This is a genomic window from Bacillus sp. SN32, from assembly GCF_002837495.1.
In the GTDB taxonomy this organism is placed as follows: Bacteria; Bacillota; Bacilli; order Bacillales; family Bacillaceae; genus Bacillus; species Bacillus subtilis.
In genome coordinates, this window is sequence record NZ_PJCT01000001.1 from 623,532 (window position 1) to 645,351 (window position 21,820).

The following is a 21,820-nucleotide window of genomic DNA, read 5'->3' on the forward strand; positions in this document are numbered from 1 at the left end:
TGTTTCTACATATATTGTAAACGCTTTATTTAAAAAATCCAAATATTTAAACTTTAATTTTAAGCACATGGGATCTTTGAGAAGTAATTTCTTCTTACTTCTGCTATGATAATACGTAAATGCTAAATTGGGTGTGACATCATGAAAATTGGAATTATCGGCGGAGGCTCCGTCGGTCTTTTATGCGCCTATTATTTGTCACTTTATCACGACGTGACTGTTGTGACGAGGCGGCAAGAACAGGCTGCGGCCATTCAGTCTGAAGGAATCCGGCTTTATAAAGGCGGGGAGGAATTTAGGGCTGATTGCAGTGCGGACACGAGTATCAATTCGGACTTTGACCTGCTTGTCGTGACAGTGAAGCAGCATCAGCTTCAATCTGTTTTTTCGTCGCTTGAACGGATCGATAAGACGAATATATTATTTTTGCAAAACGGCATGGGGCATATCCACGACCTAAAAGAATGGCACGTTGGCCATTCCATTTATGTTGGAATCGTTGAGCACGGAGCTGTAAGAAAATCGGATACAGCTGTTGATCATACAGGCCTAGGTGCGATAAAATGGAGCGCGTTCGACGATGCTGAGCCAGACCGGCTGAACATCTTGTTTCAGCATAACCATTCGGATTTTCCGATTTATTATGAGACGGATTGGTACCGTCTGTTGACGGGCAAGCTGATTGTAAATGCGTGTATTAATCCTTTAACTGCGTTATTGCAGGTGAAAAATGGAGAACTGCTGACAACGCCAGCTTATCTGGCTTTTATGAAGCTGGTATTTCAGGAGGCATGCCGCATTTTAAAACTTGAAAATGAAGAAAAGGCTTGGGAGCGGGTTCAGGCGGTTTGTGGGCAAACGAAAGAGAATCGTTCATCAATGCTGGTTGACGTCATTGGAGGCCGGCAGACGGAAGCTGACGCCATTATCGGATACTTATTGAAGGAAGCAAGTCTTCAAGGTCTTGATGCCGTCCACCTAGAGTTTTTATATGGCAGCATCAAAGCATTGGAGCGAAATACAAACAAAGTCTTTTGAGCTTTTTCGGTAACATGCTATACTCATTTCGGATCACTAACTATTTATTGGAGAAAGGAAGTTCTAGAAGATGCAGCTAACTGAACTTTCCATCAAAAATCAGAATGTGTTTGTACAGCACTATATAGATGGCAAAGAAGAAATGTCTTCTTTTTTTGATTACAGTATTCATCATAAGGACATGTGGCGCGAAAGACTGGAAGACTTATCTTCCCGGTTTTTCGCAAGAGAGGAATTGGCGGCGTACTTAACCTCTTACCATAATAAATTCGGTTCAAGTGCGATGCAGTCTGCTATTGAGAAGCTGAAGGACCCGTCAAGTGCCGCTGTAGTCGGCGGACAGCAGGCAGGACTTTTAACAGGACCGCTTTACACCATACATAAAATCATTTCAATCATTGTTTTAGCAAAGCAACAAGAAAAGGAACTGCAGGTGCCTGTCATACCAATCTTCTGGGTGGCTGGAGAAGACCACGATTTGGATGAGATTAATTTTGTTCACACATCTGAAGAGAATGGGCCTGTGAAAAAAAAGCTGTCTCAGTCTTATTGGAAGAAATCATCAGCAGCGAGTACATCGCTTGATCAGGAAAAGTGTGCCGCGTGGATAGATGATGTTTTTGCTGCTTTTGAAGAAACAGACCATACGAATACACTTCTCGACAATGTGAAACGATGTTTAAGGGAATCTGTTACGTTTACTGACTTCTTTGAACTGCTGATCGCGGATTTGTTCCAAGAAGAGGGCTTAGTTTTATTAAATTCTGGAGATCCGGGGATTAAAAAGCTGGAAACGGCCATGTTCCAAAAGATTCTTCGAGAAAATGATGAACTCGCCCGCGCTGTATCAGATCAGCAGGCCTTCATGCGTCAAGCAGGCTACAAACCGATTATCGAGTCCGGAAAAGAGCAGGCGAATCTGTTTTATGAATACGAAGATGAGCGTTTTTTAATTGAAAAAGATAACGGCCGATTTGTCATCAAAGAGCTTGATCTAGGATGGACGATGGATGAACTTCATACACATATGGAAGAACATCCAGAGCGTTTCAGCAACAATGTTGTAACGAGACCGTTAATGCAGGAATTTCTCATTCCGACTTTAGCATTTATTGCAGGGCCTGGAGAAATCAATTATTGGGGCGAGCTCAAACAGGCTTTTGCGGTGATGGGCTTCAAAATGCCTCCTGTCATGCCAAGGCTGAACATTACGATACTTGAGCGGCATATTGAGAAAAAACTGGCTGAACGGAATATCTCGTTACAAGACGCGATTGAGCGCGGAACGGAGAATCAAAGAGAGACATACTTCGAGCGCCAGATTCCGGAAGAGTTTACGGCGGTGATGGATCAGGCGAAAAGCCAAATTGAAGCGATTCACAAAACGGTCCGGCAGGAGGCGTTAAAGGTTGATCAAAGCATGGAACCTTTACTCCTGAAAAATGCCGCTTTTATTCAGGATCAGCTTCAATTCTTAGAGCGCACGGTGACGAAGCGAATTGAAGAAAAAGAAGGCTACGTTTTGAAGGATTATGAAAGAATTCAAAATAGCATTAAGCCGCTTCTTGCGCCGCAGGAACGGATTTGGAATATTATGTATTATTTGAACAGGTACGGTCCAAAATTCTTCACGACATTCAAGAATCTGCCATTTTCTTTTCAAAATCAACATCAAGTTGTCAAACTTTGAAATAAAGTTTTAAAGAACCCTGAATAGTTCAGGGTTTTTTTTTATGGGTAAACAGTGTAAAATGAAGTTGTGGAGCGAAGTGGTGAATAGTGGTGAGTTAAGGAGAGAAAGTGGGGCAAGAGATCATGTTTATGGGTGAATATCAGCATACCATCGATGCGAAAGGCCGCATGATCGTACCCGCTAAATTCAGAGAAGGCCTGGGTGAGCAATTTGTGCTGACTAGAGGACTTGACCAATGTCTCTTCGGCTACCCTATGCACGAATGGAAACAAATTGAAGAAAAACTAAAAGCTCTTCCTCTCACAAAGAAAGATGCCCGCGCGTTTACCCGTTTCTTCTTTTCAGGGGCGACTGAATGCGAACTGGACAAGCAAGGCAGGGTAAATATCGCATCATCTCTATTGAATTACGCCAAACTGGAAAAAGAATGTGTTGTTATCGGGGTTTCTAATCGAATTGAATTGTGGAGTAAAGTAATTTGGGAACAATACACAGAAGAGCAAGAAGATTCATTTGCTGAAATTGCTGAAAACATGATTGGGTTTGATATATAATGATTCTTCGTGTATAACACTCTAAAAACAATTTCAATTCATCCTGATAAAAGGTGGGACCAACACAATATGTTTCAACACAAGACAGTACTTCTTCGTGAAACCGTAGACGGACTCAATATTAAGCCGGACGGTACATATGTAGACTGCACACTCGGCGGAGCTGGGCACAGTACATACTTATTGCAGCAGTTATCCGAGAAGGGGCGTTTAATCGCTTTTGACCAAGATGATACGGCATTACAGCATGCTAAAGAAGTGTTGTCCGACTATAAAGGACAGCTCATTCTGATTAAAAGCAATTTCAGGTATTTAAAAGAATGTTTGAATGAACAAGGCATTACAGAAGTAGACGGTATTTTATTTGATTTAGGGGTGTCCTCTCCGCAGCTGGATACACCGGAGCGCGGATTCAGTTACCATCATGACGCACCGTTGGACATGAGGATGGACCAGTCGGCTACGCTTACGGCGAAAGAAGTCGTTAATGAGTGGCGCTATGAGGATCTCGTCCGTATTTTCTTTAAATACGGAGAAGAGAAGTTCAGTAAACAGATCGCCAGAAAAATTGAGGAGGCAAGAATGAAGTCTCCTATTCAAACTACGGGCCAACTGGTCGATCTAATAAAAGACGCGATTCCCGCTCCAGCGAGAAGGAGCGGCGGACATCCCGCTAAACGCGTGTTTCAGGCAATCAGAATTGCCGTAAACGATGAACTTAGGGTGTTTGAAGAAGCTTTGGAGCAGGCAATTGAGGTTCTGAAGCCAGGGGGCAGGGTATCAGTCATTACCTTCCACTCGCTAGAAGACAGAATTTGCAAAACCACTTTTAAAGAAAAGTCGTCGCTTCCGGAACTTCCTCCGGGACTTCCTGTTATACCGGAAGAGTTTGAACCGGAGCTGAAGCTCATCACACGAAAACCGATTACGGCATCTCAAGAAGAGCTTGAAGAGAACAACCGGGCTCGTTCTGCCAAGCTTCGGATTGCTGAAAAAAGAAAATAACGAAACGCGAACGCAAAATTAAAAGGAGGTCATCAGCCTATGAGCAATTTAGCTTACCAACCAGAGAAACAGCAGCGGCATGCGATCAGTCCTGAGAAAAAAGTGATTGTCAAGAAAAGGGCTTCCATTACTCTCGGAGAAAAAGTGCTTCTTGTCCTCTTTGCTGCGGCGGTGCTCAGCGTATCGCTTTTGATCGTATCGAAGGCGTATGCGGCATATCAAACCAATATTGAGGTGCAAAAGCTTGAGGAGCAAATTTCATCCGAAAATAAGCAAATTGGTGACCTCGAAAAAAGCGTTGCTGATTTAAGCAAACCGCAGCGCATTATGGACATTGCGAAAAAGAACGGCTTGAATTTAAAAGATAAAAAAGTGAAAAACATACAGGAATGATTCAAATGCCAAAAAAGAATAAATTTATGAATAGAGGAGCAGCGATTCTAAGTATTTGTTTCGCTCTCTTTTTCTTTGTCATCCTGGGGAGAATGGCATATATTCAAATAACCGGAAAAGCGAACGGCGAAGTGCTTGCGACAAAAGCGACAGAGCAGCATGAAAAGAAACGGACCATCGAAGCGAGCCGCGGCTCGATTTTAGACCGAAAAGGAAAAGTCATTGCAGAGGACACAGCGACGTATAAACTGATTGCGATTCTCGATAAAAAAATGACCACTGATGTCAAGCATCCTCAGCATGTTGTAAACAAAGAAAAAACGGCAGAAGCATTGTCTAAAGTGATAAACTTGGACAAGGCCGACATCCTTGATATCTTAAATAAGGAGGATGCAAAACAAGTCGAGTTTGGCTCAGCTGGCCGGGATATTACGTATTCGCAAAAGCAAAAAATCGAAAAGCTGAAACTCCCGGGCATTTCATTTTTACGGGATACAAAACGCTATTATCCAAACGGTGTTTTTGCATCCAATTTAATCGGCTATGCCGAGGTTGATCAAGACACAAATGAAATTTCCGGCGCGATGGGGTTAGAAAAAGTGCTGGATAAGTATTTGAAGGAGCGGGACGGATATGTGACATATGAAAGCGACAAATCCGGCTGGGAGCTCCCGAACAGCAAAAATAAAATTACAGCGCCAAAAAATGGTGACAATGTATATTTAACCATTGACCAGAAAATTCAAACCTTTTTGGAAGACAGCATGACAAAAGTGGCGCAAAAGTATAATCCGAAAAAAATCATGGCCGCAGTTGTCGATCCGAAAACGGGCAAAGTCCTTGCCATGGGACAGCGCCCAAGCTTTGATCCGAACAAGCGCGATGTGACAAACTACTATAATGATTTGATTTCATATGCGTATGAACCCGGGTCCACGATGAAGATCTTTACACTCGCTGCTGCGATGCAGGAAAACGTGTTTAATGCGAATGAACAATATAAATCAGGGACCTATAAAGTTGGCGGCGGAAAAGTATATGACCATAACGGGGGTGTGGGCTGGGGTCCCATATCTTTCAAAGACGGGGTGCTTAGATCCTCTAACGTTGCTTTTGCCAAATTAGCAAATGAAAAATTAGGTTTTGATCGTTATAATGAGTATTTGCATAAATTTGGTTTTTATCAAAAGACAGGAATCGATCTGCCGGGAGAAGCATCAAGTAAAATGAACTTTAAGTATGATTACGATAAAGCTTCAACTGCATACGGCCAAGCATCTGCAGTCACCCCGATTCAGCAACTAGAAGCAGCGACTGCCGTCGCAAATGATGGCAAAATGATGAAGCCTTATGTCATTGATCATATTGTTGATCCTGATACGAAGAAAACCGTTTATCAAAATAAACCGGAATCTGCAGGAACACCGATCTCTGCCAGTACAGCTAAAAATGTGCGTGATATCCTGGGAGACGTCGTTTCATCAGACATTGGAACCGGACGCCCTTATAAAATTGAGGGCTTTGACGTGGCTGGGAAAACAGGTACAGCACAAATTGCAGGAACGAATGGTTATTTAAAGGGACGGGATAACTATATTTTCTCATTTATGGGAATGGCTCCTAAAGATAATCCTGAGTTGTTGATTTATGTTGCGGTACAGCAACCGCAATTAGAGGATGATGAAACTGGCTCTGATCCAGTATCTGAAATCTTCAACCCAACAATGAAAAATAGCCTGCACTACCTAAACATCGAACCAACTGAAAAATCTGACACAGATAAGGAAGAAACAAAAGCGCAGACAATGCCTGATTTAACAGATCAAACGGTAGCTGCTGCTCAAAAGAAAGCAAAAGAGGAGAATCTCACACCAATTGTCATCGGCAGTGATGTCGCTGTAAAAGAACAGTATCCGAAAGCGGATGAGGAAGTTCTCACCAATCAAAAGGTCTTCCTGAAAACGGGCGGCAAAATCAAAATGCCTGATATGACAGGCTGGTCGAGAAGAGAGGTTCTGCAGTACGGCGAGCTCGCGGGAATTCATATTGAAGTAAGCGGACAAGGCTACGCTGTCAGCCAAAGTGTTAAGAAAGACAAAGAAATCAAAGACAAAACCGTAATCAAGGTTAAGTTTAAAAATCCTGATTAAAAAGAAAGCCTGCGTTATGCAGGCTTTCTTTTTTTATGCCTTCAGAGGAGCATCGTTCTACCTGTCCAATTTCAGGCATAAAATGAAACAAGCCTAAATAAGGAGTGAACGGTCTCTTGCGCGTCTCGAATGTAACGGTTAGAAAACGTTTATTATTTGTTTTGCTTTTTGGCGTGATCGTGTTTCTGATCATTGATACAAGGCTGGGGTATGTTCAGTTTGTGATGGGCGAAAAACTGACTTCGCTGGCGAAAGATTCCTGGAGCCGTAACTTGCCGTTTGAGCCGGAGAGAGGCGAGATTCTGGATCGGAACGGTGTGAAGCTCGCAACAAATAAAAGTGCGCCGACCGTATTCGTCGTGCCGCGCCAAGTTCAGAATCCGATGAAAACGAGCAAGCAGCTTGCGGCGGTGCTCAACATGTCAGAAGAAAAAGTATATAAACATGTGACTAAAAAAGCGTCAATCGAAAAGATCACTCCTGAAGGGAGAAAAATTTCAAATGAGAAGGCGAAGGAAATTAAAGCGCTTGATTTAAAAGGTGTGTATGTTGCGGAGGACAGTATCCGTCATTACCCGTTCGGCAGCTTTTTATCTCATGTGCTTGGATTTGCAGGAATTGATAACCAAGGGCTCCTTGGACTGGAAGCCTATTATGACGATGATTTAAAAGGGGAAAAAGGTTCTGTTAAGTTTTATACAGATGCCAAGGGTAAAAAAATGCCTGATGAAGCGGATGACTATACGCCGCCTAAGGATGGGCTTGATATGAAGCTGACGGTTGATTCAAAGGTCCAGACGATAATGGAAAGAGAGCTTGATAACGCTGAGGCCAAATATCATCCGGACGGCATGATTGCCGTAGCCATGAATCCGAAAAACGGAGAAATTTTGGGGATGTCTAGCAGGCCTGACTTCGACCCTGCTGATTACCAATCTGTTGATCCGTCCGTCTACAATCGAAATCTGCCAGTATGGAGCACGTATGAACCGGGATCTACCTTTAAAATTATTACACTTGCAGCAGCCCTTGAAGAGCAAAAAGTAAATTTGAAACGGGATCAATTTTATGATAAAGGGCATGCGGAAGTGGACGGAGCGAGACTGCGGTGTTGGAAAAGAGGCGGGCACGGGCTGCAGACGTATCTGGAAGTTGTGCAGAACTCCTGCAACCCGGGGTTTGTTGAATTAGGCGAGCGCTTAGGAAAGGAAAAGCTTTTCAAATATATCAAAGACTTTGGTTTTGGACAAAAAACGGGGATTGATCTCCAAGGCGAGGGAACAGGCATCTTATTCCCGCTTGAGAGAGTGGGCCCGGTGGAGCAAGCAACTACGGCTTTCGGACAGGGAGTATCCGTCACGCCGATTCAGCAGGTTGCAGCAGTATCCGCCGCTGTAAACGGAGGAACGCTCTACACACCTTATATTGCAAAGGAATGGATCGATCCTGTTACGAAGAAAACGGTCAAAAAACAATCACCAATCGCAAAGAAACAAGTCATTTCTGAGGAAACATCCAAACAAATCCGCTATGCTCTAGAAAGCGTCGTCGCAGAAGGAACCGGCCGCAATGCATTTGTAGAAGGATATCGTGTCGGAGGAAAAACGGGAACTGCACAAAAGGTTAAAGATGGAAAATACCTTGAAAACAACCATATTGTATCATTTATCGGTTTCGCGCCCGCCGATGATCCGAGTCTAGTCGTCTATGTTGCGGTGGATAATCCGAAAGGCACGATTCAGTTTGGCGGAACGGTTGCAGCGCCTATTGTCGGGAGTATTATGAGAGACAGTCTGCCGGAACTTGGTGTGAAGCCCCGGAAAAATCAAATCGAGAAAAAATACCAATGGAACGACACAAAAACAATAGAAGTTCCGAATGTTGTAGGGATGTCTGTCTCAGATCTTGAGTCACTATTGGTGAATCTCAATGTGGATGCTTCCGGGAAAGGGAGCAAAATCGTTAAACAATCGCCAGCTGCCGGAACGAAAGTAAAAGAAGGCTCAAAGATACGCGTGTATTTGACTGAAGAAGATGAAAAGGAGGCAGCCGATTGATTCGGACTGCCTATTCTTTTATTGCAGAAAAAATGCTGATATCTTTCAATATTAGCTGGATGTATCCTTTTATTTACGCTAAAATATGAACTGTATGCTTAAAATCATTACCACATCATTTGATGTGACTTCAATGATAAAAAGAACGAATTAGAATGTTGAGAGGTTTGATACGATGAAACTTACAAAGCTGCTTACATACTTAACAACCGAACCTTCTGTAAACGACTCACAAGACCCTGAAATAACTTCAATTGAGATGGACTCCAGAGAAGTAAAGAAAGGGAGTCTTTTTGTATGTGTAAAAGGGTATACGGTGGATGGCCACGATTTTGCGCAAAAAGCAGTAGAAAACGGCGCAGCGGCTATTGTGGCAGAAAGAGAGGTCGATGTGAATGTTCCTGTTATTATTGTCCGGCAGTCACTTCGCGCGCTCAGCGTTTTGTCTGATGCGTTTTACGGACAGCCGACGAAGAAGCTTCAGCTGATTGGGATAACAGGGACAAACGGCAAAACATCAACGACCCACATGGTCGATGAGATTCTGAAAAAAGCGGGAAAACGCACAGGCTTGATCGGTACAATGTACATGAAAATCGGAGACGAAACACTTCCTGTTAAAAACACGACTCCGGAAAGCGTCACGCTGCAGAAAACGTTTAAGAAAATGAATGACAAGCACGTTGACACTGCAATCATGGAAGTTTCTTCCCACGCTTTGTCTTTAGGACGCGTCCATGGCTGTGATTATGATATTGCCGTGTTTACGAATTTAACACAGGACCATCTGGACTATCATAAAACGATGGATGAGTACCGGCATGCAAAAAGCTTGCTCTTTTCCCAACTTGGCGGGGCTTTCAACCATGAACATCCAAAGCGTGCCGTCCTGAATGCTGACGATGAGGCGAGCGCTTATTTTGAAAAGGTAACAGCTGCGCATATCTCTACATACGGAATTAAAAACGATGCTGATGTGATGGCGAAGAACATCAGTATCACTGCACAGGGCACAAGCTTTGATCTCGTGACAAACAAAGGCACGAAGCACATCACGATGTCTCTCGTCGGACAATTTAATGTGTATAACGTGCTGGCCGCTGTTGCGACATGTATTGCAGCAGGCATACCGTTTGAAATCATCACTGAGGCTGTTGAAGAATTGCATGGTGTAAGAGGACGTTTTGAATTGGTCAATCAGCAGCAGGAGTTTCCTGTCATTGTAGACTACGCGCACACACCGGACAGCCTTGAAAATGTGCTGGAGACATGCAGAGATATGACGGAAGGAAAGCTATTTGTCGTTGTCGGCTGCGGAGGAGACAGAGATAAGACGAAGCGCCCGAAAATGGCTCAAATTGCTGTGGAGCTGGCTGACGAGCCGATTTTCACGTCAGATAACCCGAGAAGCGAAGATCCTCGCGCGATTTTAAGAGATATGGAAGCCGGAGTAGAGAACGCATACTATCACAGTATTGCAAACCGCGAGCAGGCGATCTTTTTCGCAATTGCCAATGCCAAAAAAGGCGACGTTGTCCTCATTGCCGGAAAAGGACATGAAACCTATCAGCAGATCGGAAATGAAACTTTCGATTTTGATGATGCTGAAGTAGCGGCGAGAGCCATTGTTGAACTCAATAAGAATAAGACGAATTCATAGGAAAGAGATGTTACTGAATAATGGAGCTTGAAAAGATTTTTCATATGGAAAAAAATCATGAATATGATAACTACGTATGTCGTTTGAAAGAAACAGGAGGAGAAAAGGACAATGCTTGAGCAAGTCATTCTGTTTACAATTTTAATGGGGTTTTTAATTAGTGTTCTGCTCTCTCCGATTCTTATTCCGTTTTTAAGAAGATTAAAATTCGGCCAGAGTATTAGAGAAGAAGGACCGAAATCACATCAGAAAAAATCAGGGACACCGACAATGGGCGGGGTCATGATCATACTTTCTATCATAGTGACAACAATTGTTATGACACAGAAGTTTTCAGAAATAAGCCCCGAAATGGTGCTGCTTCTGTTTGTTACGCTAGGCTACGGTTTGCTTGGCTTTTTAGATGATTACATCAAGGTTGTCATGAAGCGCAATCTTGGGTTGACATCAAAGCAAAAGCTGATCGGACAAATTATTATTGCAGTTGTATTTTACGCTGTGTATCATTACTACAATTTTGCGACGGATATTCGCATTCCTGGAACTGACTTATCATTTGATCTTGGCTGGGCTTACTTTATCCTTGTGCTCTTTATGCTAGTCGGCGGATCAAACGCAGTTAACCTGACTGACGGCCTTGACGGGTTATTATCCGGTACTGCGGCGATTGCCTTTGGCGCCTTTGCCATTCTGGCATGGAATCAGTCTCAATATGACGTAGCGATTTTCTCAGTTGCCGTTGTCGGTGCAGTTCTGGGCTTCCTTGTATTTAATGCTCATCCGGCCAAAGTTTTTATGGGAGATACCGGATCGCTTGCATTGGGAGGAGCCATCGTTACCATTGCCATTTTAACGAAATTAGAGATCCTGCTGGTTATCATCGGCGGTGTATTCGTTATCGAGACATTATCCGTTATTTTGCAGGTCATCAGCTTTAAAACGACAGGTAAACGAATCTTTAAAATGAGTCCGCTTCATCACCATTATGAGCTTGTCGGCTGGTCTGAATGGAGAGTAGTCGTGACGTTTTGGGCTGCGGGACTTTTGCTTGCCGTTTTAGGAATTTACATCGAGGTGTGGTTATAAGTGGAAAATGATCAATTTTTACAGAAACAGCATTTTTTAATCCTTGGGCTTGCGAAAAGCGGATATGCGGCGGCCTCCATTCTTCATGAAAAAGGCATTTATGTTGCAGTCAATGATCAAAAGCCTTTTGAAGAAAATGAACCGGCACAAAAGCTTTCTGAAAAAGGAATCGAAGTTGTTTGCGGAGAGCATCCAGTTTCTCTGTTCGATCAGCATCAAATCACGATTCTGATCAAAAACCCGGGAATTCCTTATGAAAATATCATGGTTCAGGAAGCGGAGAAACGAGGCATTCCGGTTTGGACGGAAATTGAGCTCGCTTACTACCTGACCAGCGCCAAGTTTATCGGGATTACCGGATCGAACGGTAAAACGACCACGACAACGCTAATTTACGAAATGCTCAAAGCTGACTCGCAAAAAGCACTGATTGCCGGAAACATCGGCACAGTCGCAAGTGAGGTTGCCTATCATGCTGATGGAGATGAATGGATCGTTACCGAACTGTCTTCGTTTCAGCTGATGGGAACACACGCTTTCAGACCGGAAATCAGCCTGATTTTAAATGTATTTGACGCCCATCTGGATTATCACCATACGCGCGAAAACTATGAAAAAGCGAAACAGAAAGTGTACCTTCATCAGACTGCTTCAGATAAAGCCATTGTCAACCAGGATGATGAAACCGTCGTGCGTCTTGCTGAAGCCGGAAAAGCCGAAATCGTCCCATTTTCAGTCAGCAAAACGCTTGAACAGGGCGCATATGTAAAAGACAGTATGATTATGTTTAACGGCGAAGCCATTCTTCCTCTGGAAGAGGTTGTGCTGCCCGGTGCTCATAACCTGGAGAACATTTTAGCAGCTATTGCAGTTGTGAAAACGGCAGGAGCATCCAATGAGGCGGTTAAAAAGGTGCTGACAAGCTTTACTGGTGTGAAGCACCGCCTCCAATATGTCACAACTGTGAATGGCCGCAAATTTTATAACGACAGTAAAGCAACAAACATTCTGGCGACAAGCAAGGCGCTTTCAGCTTTTGATAAGCCGGTCATTCTGCTTGCGGGCGGACTGGATCGCGGAAATGGTTTTGATGACTTGAAACCTTATATGAAGCATGTCAAAGCAGTGCTTACATTTGGCCAGACGGCGCCAAAACTCGAGAAACTCGGCAATGAACTGGGAATACAACATGTCAAACGTGTCGATAATGTTGAACAAGCAGTATCTGCGGCGTTTGCGCTCTCAAATGAAGGAGATGTCATCCTGCTGTCACCCGCGTGTGCGAGCTGGGATCAATTCAAAACATTTGAAGAACGCGGTGACATGTTTATAGATGCCGTGCATATGCTTAAGTAAGGGCTTGTCTTGAAGTAAATCGGCAGCCCTAATGACTTTAAGCTTGGGGTGTCGATTGCTTTGACTACTAAAAAAACATCGCCTGATTTGTTATTGGTCATCATTACGTTATTATTATTAACAATCGGATTAATTATGGTGTACAGTGCGAGTGCGGTATGGGCGGATTATAAATTTGACGACTCATTCTTTTTCGCGAAACGGCAGCTTTTGTTTGCGGGAATCGGCGTCATTGCTATGTTTTTTATCATGAATGTCGATTATTGGACTTGGAGGACATGGTCCAAATTGCTGATGGTTATCTGCTTTTTCCTTCTGGTGCTTGTTTTGATACCGGGCGTCGGAATGGTGCGGAACGGTTCAAGAAGCTGGATCGGAGTCGGAGCATTCAGCATACAGCCTTCAGAGTTTATGAAGCTTGCGATGATTGCATTCCTTGCTAAATTTCTCTCTGAAAAACAAAAAAACATCACATCGTTCAGACGGGGGTTCGTCCCTGCACTTGGCATCGTGTTTTCAGCATTTTTGATTATCATGTGCCAGCCTGACCTCGGAACGGGGACAGTTATGGTCGGAACTTGTATTGTCATGATTTTTGTAGCCGGCGCACGGATCGCCCATTTCGTCTTTCTCGGGCTGATCGGCCTCAGCGGATTTGTCGGGCTCGTACTATCGGCTCCATATCGGATTAAGCGGATTACCTCATACTTAAATCCATGGGAAGACCCGCTCGGAAGCGGATTTCAGATCATTCAATCGCTTTATGCAGTGGGGCCCGGCGGGTTGTTCGGAATGGGGCTCGGACAAAGCAGACAGAAATTCTTTTATCTGCCTGAGCCGCAAACAGACTTTATTTTCGCCATCTTGTCAGAGGAGCTGGGCTTTATCGGGGGAACACTTATTTTGCTCCTCTTCAGCGTCCTGCTGTGGAGAGGAATCAGAATTGCGCTTGGTGCCCCTGATCTGTACGGAAGTTTTGTCGCAGTCGGCATTATTTCAATGATTGCCATTCAAGTCATGATAAATATCGGCGTAGTCACGGGCCTGATTCCTGTAACAGGCATCACGCTCCCGTTTCTGAGCTACGGAGGCTCTTCATTGACTCTAATGCTGATGGCAGTTGGTGTGCTGCTGAATGTAAGCCGCTACTCGAGGTATTAACGAATGTATGTCCAAGCTTCCTGTCTAACATGAAGCTTGGAAACAATTGATGCGATAACCCTGTCCAACAAAACAGGGTTATCGTTATGTTATAGAGAAACTTAGACTGGGGGAAAAGAAATGCGAATTGCAATAAGCGGAGGCGGTACAGGGGGACATATTTATCCTGCGCTTGCTTTTATTAAAGAAGTGCAAAGACGTCATCCTAATGTGGAATTTTTATATATCGGAACAGAAAACGGGCTGGAGAAAAAAATTGTTGAGCGGGAGAATATACCGTTTCGTTCAATCGAAATTACAGGATTTAAAAGAAAATTGTCATTTGAAAATGTCAAGACTGTGATGCGTTTTCTGAAGGGCGTCAAAAAGAGTAAATCGTATTTAGCGGAATTTAAGCCCGATGCCGTAATTGGAACGGGCGGTTATGTATGCGGGCCGGTTGTTTATGCCGCTGCGAAAATGGGAATTCCGACTATTGTCCATGAACAAAACAGCCTGCCGGGCATCACGAATAAGTTTCTTTCAAAATATGTTAATAAAGTAGCGATTTGTTTTGAAGAAGCGAAATCACATTTTCCTAGCGAGAAAGTTGTATTTACGGGAAACCCGAGAGCCTCTGAAGTCGTCTCAATAAAGACGGGACGATCAATGGCTGAATTTGGGCTTTCTGAAGAGAAAAAAACGGTCTTAATTTTCGGCGGAAGCCGAGGCGCTGCACCGATTAACCGCGCTGTCATTGACATGCAGGATGCGCTGAAAACAAGAGACTATCAAGTGCTGTATATCACCGGTGAAGTTCACTATGAAAAAGTAATGAATGAGCTGAAAAGCAAAGGTGCCGCTGATAATATGGTCACAAAGCCGTTTCTTCATCAAATGCCTGAGTATTTAAAGGCCATTGATGTCATTGTGGCCAGAGCCGGTGCGACAACGATTGCCGAAATTACTGCTCTCGGAATCCCAAGTGTTCTGATCCCGAGTCCATATGTGACAGCGAATCACCAGGAGGTCAATGCGAGATCTCTCGGCCAGCATGATGCGGCGATTGTACTGAAAGAAACAGAGCTCAGCGGGGAGAAGCTGATTGAAGCGCTAGACCGGATTGTACTGAATGAGCAAACGTTAAAGGAAATGAGCGAACGAACAAAGTCACTTGGTGTTCCTGACGCGGCTGCCCGTTTATACAGCGTACTCGAGGAATTAAAAAAATAGTAGAAAAGCAAATGGAATGCGGAGGTTTACGATGGAGAAAGTGATACAGGAATTAAAAGAACGCGAAGTCGGCAAGGTTCTTGCAAATGAACCGCTCGCGAATCATACAACGATGAAAATCGGCGGACCTGCGGATGTATTGGTCATTCCAAGCAGTGTAGATGCTGTTAAAGACATCATGGACGTGATTAAAAAATATGATGTGAAGTGGACAGTCATCGGCCGCGGATCAAATCTTCTTGTTTTAGATGAAGGAATTAGAGGCGTAGTGATCAAGCTGGGTGCGGGTCTTGACCATTTGGAGCTTGAAGGGGAACAAGTAACAGTCGGAGGCGGTTATTCAGTGGTCCGCCTTGCTACATCATTGAGCAAAAAAGGTCTGTCCGGTTTGGAATTTGCTGCCGGCATTCCAGGATCAGTCGGCGGAGCGGTTTATATGAATGCCGGCGCTCACGGTTCTGATATGAGCGAGATCCTCGTCAAAGCGCATATTTTATTTGAAGACGGAACGATTGAGTGGCTGACAAATGAGCAGATGGATTTCAGCTATAGGACATCTGTACTGCAAAAGAAACGCCCGGGCGTTTGCCTTGAAGCTGTTTTGCAGCTGGAGCAGAAGGATAAGGAATCAATCGTTCAGCAAATGCAAAGCAATAAAGACTATAGAAAAAATACACAGCCGTATTCAAGCCCTTGTGCGGGAAGCATATTCAGAAATCCGCTTCCGAATCATGCCGGGAACCTTGTAGAAAAAGCAGGCTTGAAAGGATATCAAATCGGCGGTGCAAAGATATCGGAGATGCACGGAAACTTCATCGTCAATGCGGGGGGAGCATCAGCAAAAGATGTGCTTGATCTCATTGACCATGTGAAAAAGACAATCCGTGAAAAATACGAGATTGATATGCACACAGAGGTTGAAATCATCGGCGGAAATCGCTGATTCAAGTTCTGACTGAAGCTGTTCATATGATATACTGTAAGCAAACGACAAACGGCATCATAGTATGCCGTTTGTTTTGGAATAGACAGACTTTTAACAGCTGTTTCATTTGAATGAGGTGAACAGGCAATGAACCCGGGTCAAGACCGAGAAAAAATCGTTAACATTGAAGAGCGTATCCCTAAAATTAAAGAGCAGAGGAAACAAAAGGCAAACCGCCGTCTCATTTCATTTATTATGCTCTTTTTTATTATGGTGCTGATCATTGTGTACCTGCAAACACCAATCAGTAAAGTGTCAACAATCTCTGTTACAGGGAATGAAAATGTATCAAAAAAGGAAATTATCGACCTTTCCGATATTAATAGCGGAGATACTGAGTTTTGGAGTTTGGACAAGCAAAAAACAGAAAAGAAGATTCAGCAAAATAAATTAGTGAAAAAAGCGGAGATCAGCAAATCGCTTCCTAATAAAATCAACATTGCAATCGAAGAATATAAAGCGATTGCTTATTTAGAAAAAGACGATGTGTACTATGAAGTGCTTGAAAACGGCTCAGTTCTGCCAAACGAAGTAACGCCGGATGATGCCGGACCGATTTTAGTGAATTGGACAAACCCGAAGAAGCGGTCTCAAATGGCCAAGCAGCTCGATGCGTTGTCAAATTCGTTAAAACAGTCGATTTCAGAAATTTATTATACGCCTGTAAAAATGGATGAAAACCGTATTAAGTTGTACATGAACGACGGTTATGTTGTTACTGCATCTATTAAAACGTTTGCAGACCGAATGAAGACGTATCCTTCTATCATCTCACAGCTAAGCAGCAATAAAAAAGGAATCATTCATTTAGAAGTTGCCACCTATTTTGAAGAGTTTGGGAAAAACGATAAAGCTGCTAAAAAGGAAGATGAAAATTGAGGGGCAAATCAGCAGTCCTTCTTTCCTTGATTATGCTTATCGCAGGCTTTTTGATTTCATTTTCTTTTCAAATGACAAAAGAAAACAACAAAAGCGCGGCTGAGACGGAAGAGTGGAAAAAAGAATATGCGCTGAGAGATGAACTTCTGAAACAAGAGAAAGAAAATAAGAAGCTTGAAAAAGAATTATATCAAAAGCAAAACAAAGTCCGCCAGGCGGAAAATAAGCTGAAGAAAGAGAAGACGGAATACTATAATGTCCTCGAAGATACAGAAAAATACAGGATGTATATTGGGGAAGTCGGTGTGCAGGGAGAAGGCGTTGAGGTGACATTGGAAGATGCGTCATACATACCGGAAGGGGAGAATGTGAATAGTTACATCGTTCACGAAAGCCATATCTTCCAAGTAGTAAACGAACTGTATATCTCAGGAGCGGCAGCTGTCGCCGTTAATGGGCAGCGTTTGACGCATGATTCGTATATCAAATGCAATGGTCCTGTGGTAACGGTAGACGGGGTGCAGCATCCCGCTCCGTTTACGGTATCCGCTATTGGAGATCCAGATGTCCTGCTGCCCTCGTTAAATATCGCAGGAGGCCTGATTGATCAGTTGTCAATGGATCATATTTCTGTTTCGGCAGAAAAAGAGAAAAACGTACAAATGAAACCGATTCTGAAAACGAAGGAATGACTGAAAAAGCGGGTGAAACAGATTGAAAATAAAGCGTTCCTTCATAAGCATCAGTGTGCTTATGGTCATCTTCGGCCTGATGATATCTGTTCAGTTTAATTCGTTAAAGCACCCTCAAGTCCGGGATACAAGAGATATGTGGGATATTAGGGAAGAGCTGACATCAGAGCAGAAGAAGCAGGAAAAGCTGCTGGCTGAAATAAACAAATATGACAAACTGCTGAATAGCTATTCGCAAACGAAAGAAATGACAAAAGAAACCGCGCTAAATAATACCTTGCAATCCTTAAAAAAAACAGCCGGCATGACCGATATAACAGGTAGCGGAATTGTCATTACGATTTCCCCGCTTTTTTCTGAAAGCTTAACAGGAGAGCCGATCGAAAATCCGCCTCCGGATTTGCTGAAAAAGCTGATTAATGAACTCAACTCCTACGGTGCAGAGCATATCTCGATTAACGAGCGAAGAGTTGTGAATCATACAGTCATCAGAGATATAAACGGCACTACAAAAATAGACGGATACGCCCTTGACGATTATCCTTTAACAGTAAAAGTGCTTGCCAAAGATCCGGACATGTTACACAGCAGAGTGAAGGGGTCAGGCCTTGAGGATCTTTTTGCATCTGAAAATTTAGCATTAAAAGCCGGTAAATCTGAAAGCAAACTAACATTAAAAGCATATGACAGACCACTGGACGTACAACAGCTGAAACTGCTTAAAGACTGAAAAGGAGGAGAATTGTCATGTGGCTGCCCGTGTTGGGACTGGTGCTCGGAATAGCGATTGGACTAATGACAAACTTAACGATACCGAGTGAATACTCAAACTATTTATCGCTTGCGGTGCTTGCCGCACTTGATACATTAATCGGCGGAATCAGGGCGCATTTACAAGGTACATATGATGAAATGGTATTTGTTTCCGGTTTCTTTTTTAATATTATATTGGCAATAAGTTTAGCTTTTCTGGGAGTCCATCTTGGTGTAGACTTGTATTTAGCAGGTATATTCGCATTTGGAGTCAGATTATTTCAGAATATAGCCGTTATCAGAAGAAATCTACTAACAAAGTGGACTCTTTCTAAAAAAAATAAAAAAAATGTGATATAAAAGAGGATATACATAGGATATAACGAATATTTTCAATAAACATAAAATGTGAAAAGCACATAAAAATATTCTGTTGTTATTTTTTGTTACACACTTGTAAAGCCACATTCATTGTATTGTTGTTCCGCAAATAATAGAATAGAAATGATCGAAATGTGAGGAGGTGCCATAGAATGAACAACAATGAACTTTACGTCAGTCTTGACATCGGTACGTCCAATACAAAAGTGATCGTCGGAGAAATGACAGATGATTCCCTTAATATTATCGGTGTGGGAAATGTACCGTCTGAAGGGTTGAAAAAAGGCTCAATCGTTGATATAGATGAGACCGTTCATTCTATAAGAAAAGCGTTTGACCAAGCTGAAAGAATGGTAGGTTTTCCGCTTAGAAAAGCTATTGTCGGCGTTAATGGAAATTATATCAATATTCAAGATACAAACGGTGTTGTAGCAGTTTCCAGTGAAAATAAAGAAATTCAGGTTGAAGATGTACGCCGTGTCATGGAAGCGGCACAGGTTGTTTCAGTACCGCACGAACAGCTGATTGTTGACGTCATTCCTAAACAGTTTATCGTAGATGGAAGAGATGAAATCACCGACCCGAAAAAAATGCTGGGTGTGCGTTTAGAAGTAGAGGGCACCTTGATCACCGGTTCAAAAACAATCTTACATAACTTACTCCGCTGCGTTGAAAGAGCTGGTATTGAAATAACTGATATTTGCCTTCAGCCGCTGGCAGCCGGTTCTGCTGCATTATCAAAGGACGAGAAAAACCTTGGTGTGGCTCTCATTGATATAGGGGGAGGGTCAACAACCATTGCCGTATTCCAGAACGGACATCTCACTTCTACCCGTGTCATTCCTCTCGGAGGCGAAAATATCACCAAAGATATCTCCATCGGATTGAGAACGTCAACAGAAGAAGCAGAACGCGTGAAAAAGCAATTTGGACATGCCTACTATGACGAAGCCTCGGAAGATGAAATTTTTGAGGTAACCGTTATAGGCACCAATCAAAAACAAACATTTACACAGCAAGAAGCAGCGAATATCATTGAAGCGAGAGTAGAAGAAATTCTTGAAATTGTTTCAGAAGAGCTTCGCAGTATGGGAATTACCGATCTGCCGGGAGGCTTCGTGCTGACAGGAGGACAAGCAGCTATGCCGGGTGTCATGTCTTTGGCACAGGATGTGCTGCAAAACAATGTCAGAGTGGCAAGCCCGAATTATATCGGTGTAAGAGATCCTCAATATATGACGGGAGTGGGCCTGATCCAATTCGCCTGCCGGAATGCAAGAATCCAAGGCAGAAAAATAGGCTTTAAGATGCCTGAAGAAGCGATACAGGAAATCGCAGTCTCATCATCTGAGGAACAAGAGCAGCATCATCACCAAAATGAGGTGCAGCAGCGGCCAAAAGGAAAACAAAAAACACAAGCCGAACATAATAAACAGAGCAAAATGAAAAAACTATTAAGCATGTTTTGGGAATAGATAGATAGTCATTCGGCAGATTAGGAGGATTTAGCATGTTGGAGTTCGAAACAAACATAGACGGCTTAGCATCAATTAAAGTAATCGGAGTAGGAGGCGGCGGAAACAACGCCGTTAACCGAATGATTGAAAATGAAGTGCAAGGAGTAGAGTATATCGCGGTAAACACGGACGCTCAAGCTCTTAACCTGTCAAAAGCAGAAGTGAAAATGCAAATCGGCGCAAAGCTGACTAGAGGATTGGGAGCAGGTGCGAATCCGGAAGTTGGGAAAAAAGCCGCTGAAGAAAGCAAAGAGCAGATTGAAGAAGCACTTAAAGGTGCTGACATGGTATTCGTGACAGCTGGTATGGGCGGCGGAACAGGAACAGGTGCCGCACCGGTTATCGCACAAATCGCGAAAGACTTAGGCGCATTAACTGTCGGCGTTGTGACAAGACCGTTTACCTTCGAAGGACGCAAAAGACAGCTTCAGGCTGCAGGCGGAATCTCGGCAATGAAAGAAGCGGTGGATACACTGATCGTGATCCCGAACGACCGTATCCTTGAAATTGTTGATAAAAACACACCGATGCTTGAAGCATTCCGTGAAGCGGATAACGTACTTCGCCAAGGGGTTCAAGGTATTTCTGACTTGATTGCTACACCTGGTCTTATCAACCTTGACTTTGCTGATGTGAAAACAATCATGTCAAACAAAGGATCTGCTTTGATGGGTATCGGTATTGCTACTGGGGAAAATCGCGCGGCAGAGGCAGCAAAAAAAGCAATTTCCAGCCCGCTTCTTGAAGCGGCCATTGACGGTGCGCAAGGTGTCCTCATGAACATCACTGGGGGAACTAACCTCAGCCTATATGAGGTTCAGGAAGCAGCAGACATTGTCGCTTCGGCATCTGATCAAGACGTAAACATGATTTTCGGTTCTGTTATTAATGAAAATCTAAAAGATGAGATTGTGGTGACAGTGATTGCAACCGGCTTTATCGAACAAGAGAAGGACGTGACGAAGCCTCAGCGTCCAAGCTTAAATCAAAGCATCAAAACACACAACCAAAGTGTTCCGAAGCGTGAGCCAAAACGTGAGGAGCCTCAGCAGCAGAATACAGTAAGCCGTCATACTTCACAGCCGGCTGATGATACGCTTGACATCCCGACATTCTTAAGAAACCGTAATAAACGCGGCTAATGTAAAGGACAAAATCGTTTTCGATTTTGTCCTTTTTTGCTTTTCTCTTCGCACTTTCCTTCTTATAAAGTCTTTTTCCCTATTGCTTCCTTCGCTTAGTAACAAA

General features: G+C 43.4%; 19 protein-coding genes. All 19 read left to right on the top strand.

Features of this window, described 5'->3' with window-relative positions:
• Positions 1 to 141 precede the first annotated feature (141 nt).
• The 19 genes from CW370_RS03420 to ftsZ all read left to right on the top strand — a co-directional run bounded on the left by CW370_RS03420 (position 142) and on the right by ftsZ (position 21,714).
• The gene (locus CW370_RS03420; protein WP_024572256.1) at positions 142 to 1,038 is read left to right on the top strand and encodes a 2-dehydropantoate 2-reductase; all 897 of its coding nucleotides are present in this window, start codon (positions 142 to 144) and stop codon (positions 1,036 to 1,038) included.
• A gap of 70 nt (positions 1,039 to 1,108) precedes the next feature.
• Positions 1,109 to 2,728 (top strand): bacillithiol biosynthesis cysteine-adding enzyme BshC, encoded by a 1,620-nt coding sequence (bshC, locus tag CW370_RS03425; protein WP_024572255.1) that lies wholly within the window; start codon positions 1,109 to 1,111, stop codon positions 2,726 to 2,728.
• 125 nt (positions 2,729 to 2,853) lie between these two features.
• Positions 2,854 to 3,285, top strand: coding sequence for a division/cell wall cluster transcriptional repressor MraZ (gene mraZ, locus CW370_RS03430; protein ID WP_003221402.1), 432 nt, complete (start codon positions 2,854 to 2,856; stop codon positions 3,283 to 3,285).
• A gap of 69 nt (positions 3,286 to 3,354) precedes the next feature.
• Complete coding sequence (gene rsmH, locus CW370_RS03435; protein WP_015715844.1) at positions 3,355 to 4,290, top strand: 16S rRNA (cytosine(1402)-N(4))-methyltransferase RsmH; 936 nt, start codon at positions 3,355 to 3,357, stop codon at positions 4,288 to 4,290.
• Between the two features lie 39 nt (positions 4,291 to 4,329).
• Positions 4,330 to 4,683 carry a cell division protein FtsL gene (gene ftsL, locus CW370_RS03440; RefSeq protein ID WP_003232200.1) on the top strand — a complete coding sequence of 118 codons (354 nt, stop codon included), beginning with the start codon at positions 4,330 to 4,332 and terminating at the stop codon, positions 4,681 to 4,683.
• Between the two features lie 5 nt (positions 4,684 to 4,688).
• Positions 4,689 to 6,833 carry a penicillin-binding protein 2B gene (gene pbpB / locus CW370_RS03445; protein WP_024572517.1) on the top strand — a complete coding sequence of 715 codons (2,145 nt, stop codon included), beginning with the start codon at positions 4,689 to 4,691 and terminating at the stop codon, positions 6,831 to 6,833.
• Positions 6,834 to 6,949: 116 nt separating this feature from the next.
• Positions 6,950 to 8,890, top strand: a complete 1,941-nt coding sequence (locus tag CW370_RS03450; RefSeq protein ID WP_024572516.1) for a stage V sporulation protein D — start codon at positions 6,950 to 6,952, stop codon at positions 8,888 to 8,890.
• Between the two features lie 175 nt (positions 8,891 to 9,065).
• A complete protein-coding gene (locus CW370_RS03455) occupies positions 9,066 to 10,550 on the top strand; it encodes a UDP-N-acetylmuramoyl-L-alanyl-D-glutamate--2,6-diaminopimelate ligase (RefSeq protein WP_015252140.1) in 1,485 nt (494 codons plus the stop codon).
• A 111-nt stretch (positions 10,551 to 10,661) separates the two neighbouring features.
• Positions 10,662 to 11,636, top strand: coding sequence for a phospho-N-acetylmuramoyl-pentapeptide-transferase (gene mraY, locus CW370_RS03460; RefSeq protein ID WP_003232192.1), 975 nt, complete (start codon positions 10,662 to 10,664; stop codon positions 11,634 to 11,636).
• The gene (gene murD / locus CW370_RS03465) at positions 11,637 to 12,992 is read left to right on the top strand and encodes a UDP-N-acetylmuramoyl-L-alanine--D-glutamate ligase (protein ID WP_003232189.1); all 1,356 of its coding nucleotides are present in this window, start codon (positions 11,637 to 11,639) and stop codon (positions 12,990 to 12,992) included.
• A gap of 60 nt (positions 12,993 to 13,052) precedes the next feature.
• Entirely contained in the window at positions 13,053 to 14,153 is a 1,101-nt protein-coding gene (gene spoVE / locus CW370_RS03470) for a stage V sporulation protein E (protein ID WP_003244810.1), read from the top strand.
• 120 nt (positions 14,154 to 14,273) lie between these two features.
• Positions 14,274 to 15,365, top strand: a complete 1,092-nt coding sequence (gene murG, locus CW370_RS03475) for an undecaprenyldiphospho-muramoylpentapeptide beta-N-acetylglucosaminyltransferase (protein WP_014479726.1) — start codon at positions 14,274 to 14,276, stop codon at positions 15,363 to 15,365.
• Between the two features lie 31 nt (positions 15,366 to 15,396).
• On the top strand, positions 15,397 to 16,308 hold the full coding sequence (murB, locus tag CW370_RS03480) for a UDP-N-acetylmuramate dehydrogenase (RefSeq protein ID WP_003232182.1): 912 nt from the start codon (positions 15,397 to 15,399) through the stop codon (positions 16,306 to 16,308).
• Positions 16,309 to 16,437: 129 nt separating this feature from the next.
• A complete protein-coding gene (divIB, locus tag CW370_RS03485; RefSeq protein WP_024572123.1) occupies positions 16,438 to 17,229 on the top strand; it encodes a cell division protein DivIB in 792 nt (263 codons plus the stop codon).
• Positions 17,226 to 17,921, top strand: a complete 696-nt coding sequence (locus CW370_RS03490; protein ID WP_014476745.1) for a DUF881 domain-containing protein — start codon at positions 17,226 to 17,228, stop codon at positions 17,919 to 17,921. The genes divIB and CW370_RS03490 overlap by 4 nt, the downstream gene beginning before the upstream one ends.
• 22 nt (positions 17,922 to 17,943) lie before the next feature.
• On the top strand, positions 17,944 to 18,651 hold the full coding sequence (locus tag CW370_RS03495) for a DUF881 domain-containing protein (protein ID WP_017694825.1): 708 nt from the start codon (positions 17,944 to 17,946) through the stop codon (positions 18,649 to 18,651).
• A 17-nt stretch (positions 18,652 to 18,668) separates the two neighbouring features.
• Positions 18,669 to 19,034 carry a small basic family protein gene (locus tag CW370_RS03500; RefSeq protein ID WP_003238683.1) on the top strand — a complete coding sequence of 122 codons (366 nt, stop codon included), beginning with the start codon at positions 18,669 to 18,671 and terminating at the stop codon, positions 19,032 to 19,034.
• Between the two features lie 173 nt (positions 19,035 to 19,207).
• Entirely contained in the window at positions 19,208 to 20,530 is a 1,323-nt protein-coding gene (gene ftsA / locus CW370_RS03505) for a cell division protein FtsA (RefSeq protein WP_003232169.1), read from the top strand.
• Between the two features lie 35 nt (positions 20,531 to 20,565).
• Positions 20,566 to 21,714, top strand: a complete 1,149-nt coding sequence (ftsZ, locus tag CW370_RS03510) for a cell division protein FtsZ (RefSeq protein ID WP_003232167.1) — start codon at positions 20,566 to 20,568, stop codon at positions 21,712 to 21,714.
• Positions 21,715 to 21,820: the final 106 nt, after the last annotated feature.

Bases quoted from the DNA above. Each gene is read 5' to 3' on its own strand.
- CW370_RS03420 (WP_024572256.1), top strand. From the start codon at position 142: ATGAAAATTGGAATTATCGGCGGAGGCTCCGTCGGTCTTTTATGCGCC.
- bshC (WP_024572255.1), top strand. From the start codon at position 1,109: ATGCAGCTAACTGAACTTTCCATCAAAAATCAGAATGTGTTTGTACAG.
- mraZ (WP_003221402.1), top strand. From the start codon at position 2,854: ATGTTTATGGGTGAATATCAGCATACCATCGATGCGAAAGGCCGCATG.
- rsmH (WP_015715844.1), top strand. From the start codon at position 3,355: ATGTTTCAACACAAGACAGTACTTCTTCGTGAAACCGTAGACGGACTC.
- ftsL (WP_003232200.1), top strand. From the start codon at position 4,330: ATGAGCAATTTAGCTTACCAACCAGAGAAACAGCAGCGGCATGCGATC.
- pbpB (WP_024572517.1), top strand. From the start codon at position 4,689: ATGCCAAAAAAGAATAAATTTATGAATAGAGGAGCAGCGATTCTAAGT.
- CW370_RS03455 (WP_015252140.1), top strand. From the start codon at position 9,066: ATGAAACTTACAAAGCTGCTTACATACTTAACAACCGAACCTTCTGTA.
- mraY (WP_003232192.1), top strand. From the start codon at position 10,662: ATGCTTGAGCAAGTCATTCTGTTTACAATTTTAATGGGGTTTTTAATT.
- murG (WP_014479726.1), top strand. From the start codon at position 14,274: ATGCGAATTGCAATAAGCGGAGGCGGTACAGGGGGACATATTTATCCT.
- murB (WP_003232182.1), top strand. From the start codon at position 15,397: ATGGAGAAAGTGATACAGGAATTAAAAGAACGCGAAGTCGGCAAGGTT.
- divIB (WP_024572123.1), top strand. From the start codon at position 16,438: ATGAACCCGGGTCAAGACCGAGAAAAAATCGTTAACATTGAAGAGCGT.
- CW370_RS03500 (WP_003238683.1), top strand. From the start codon at position 18,669: ATGTGGCTGCCCGTGTTGGGACTGGTGCTCGGAATAGCGATTGGACTA.
- ftsA (WP_003232169.1), top strand. From the start codon at position 19,208: ATGAACAACAATGAACTTTACGTCAGTCTTGACATCGGTACGTCCAAT.
- ftsZ (WP_003232167.1), top strand. From the start codon at position 20,566: ATGTTGGAGTTCGAAACAAACATAGACGGCTTAGCATCAATTAAAGTA.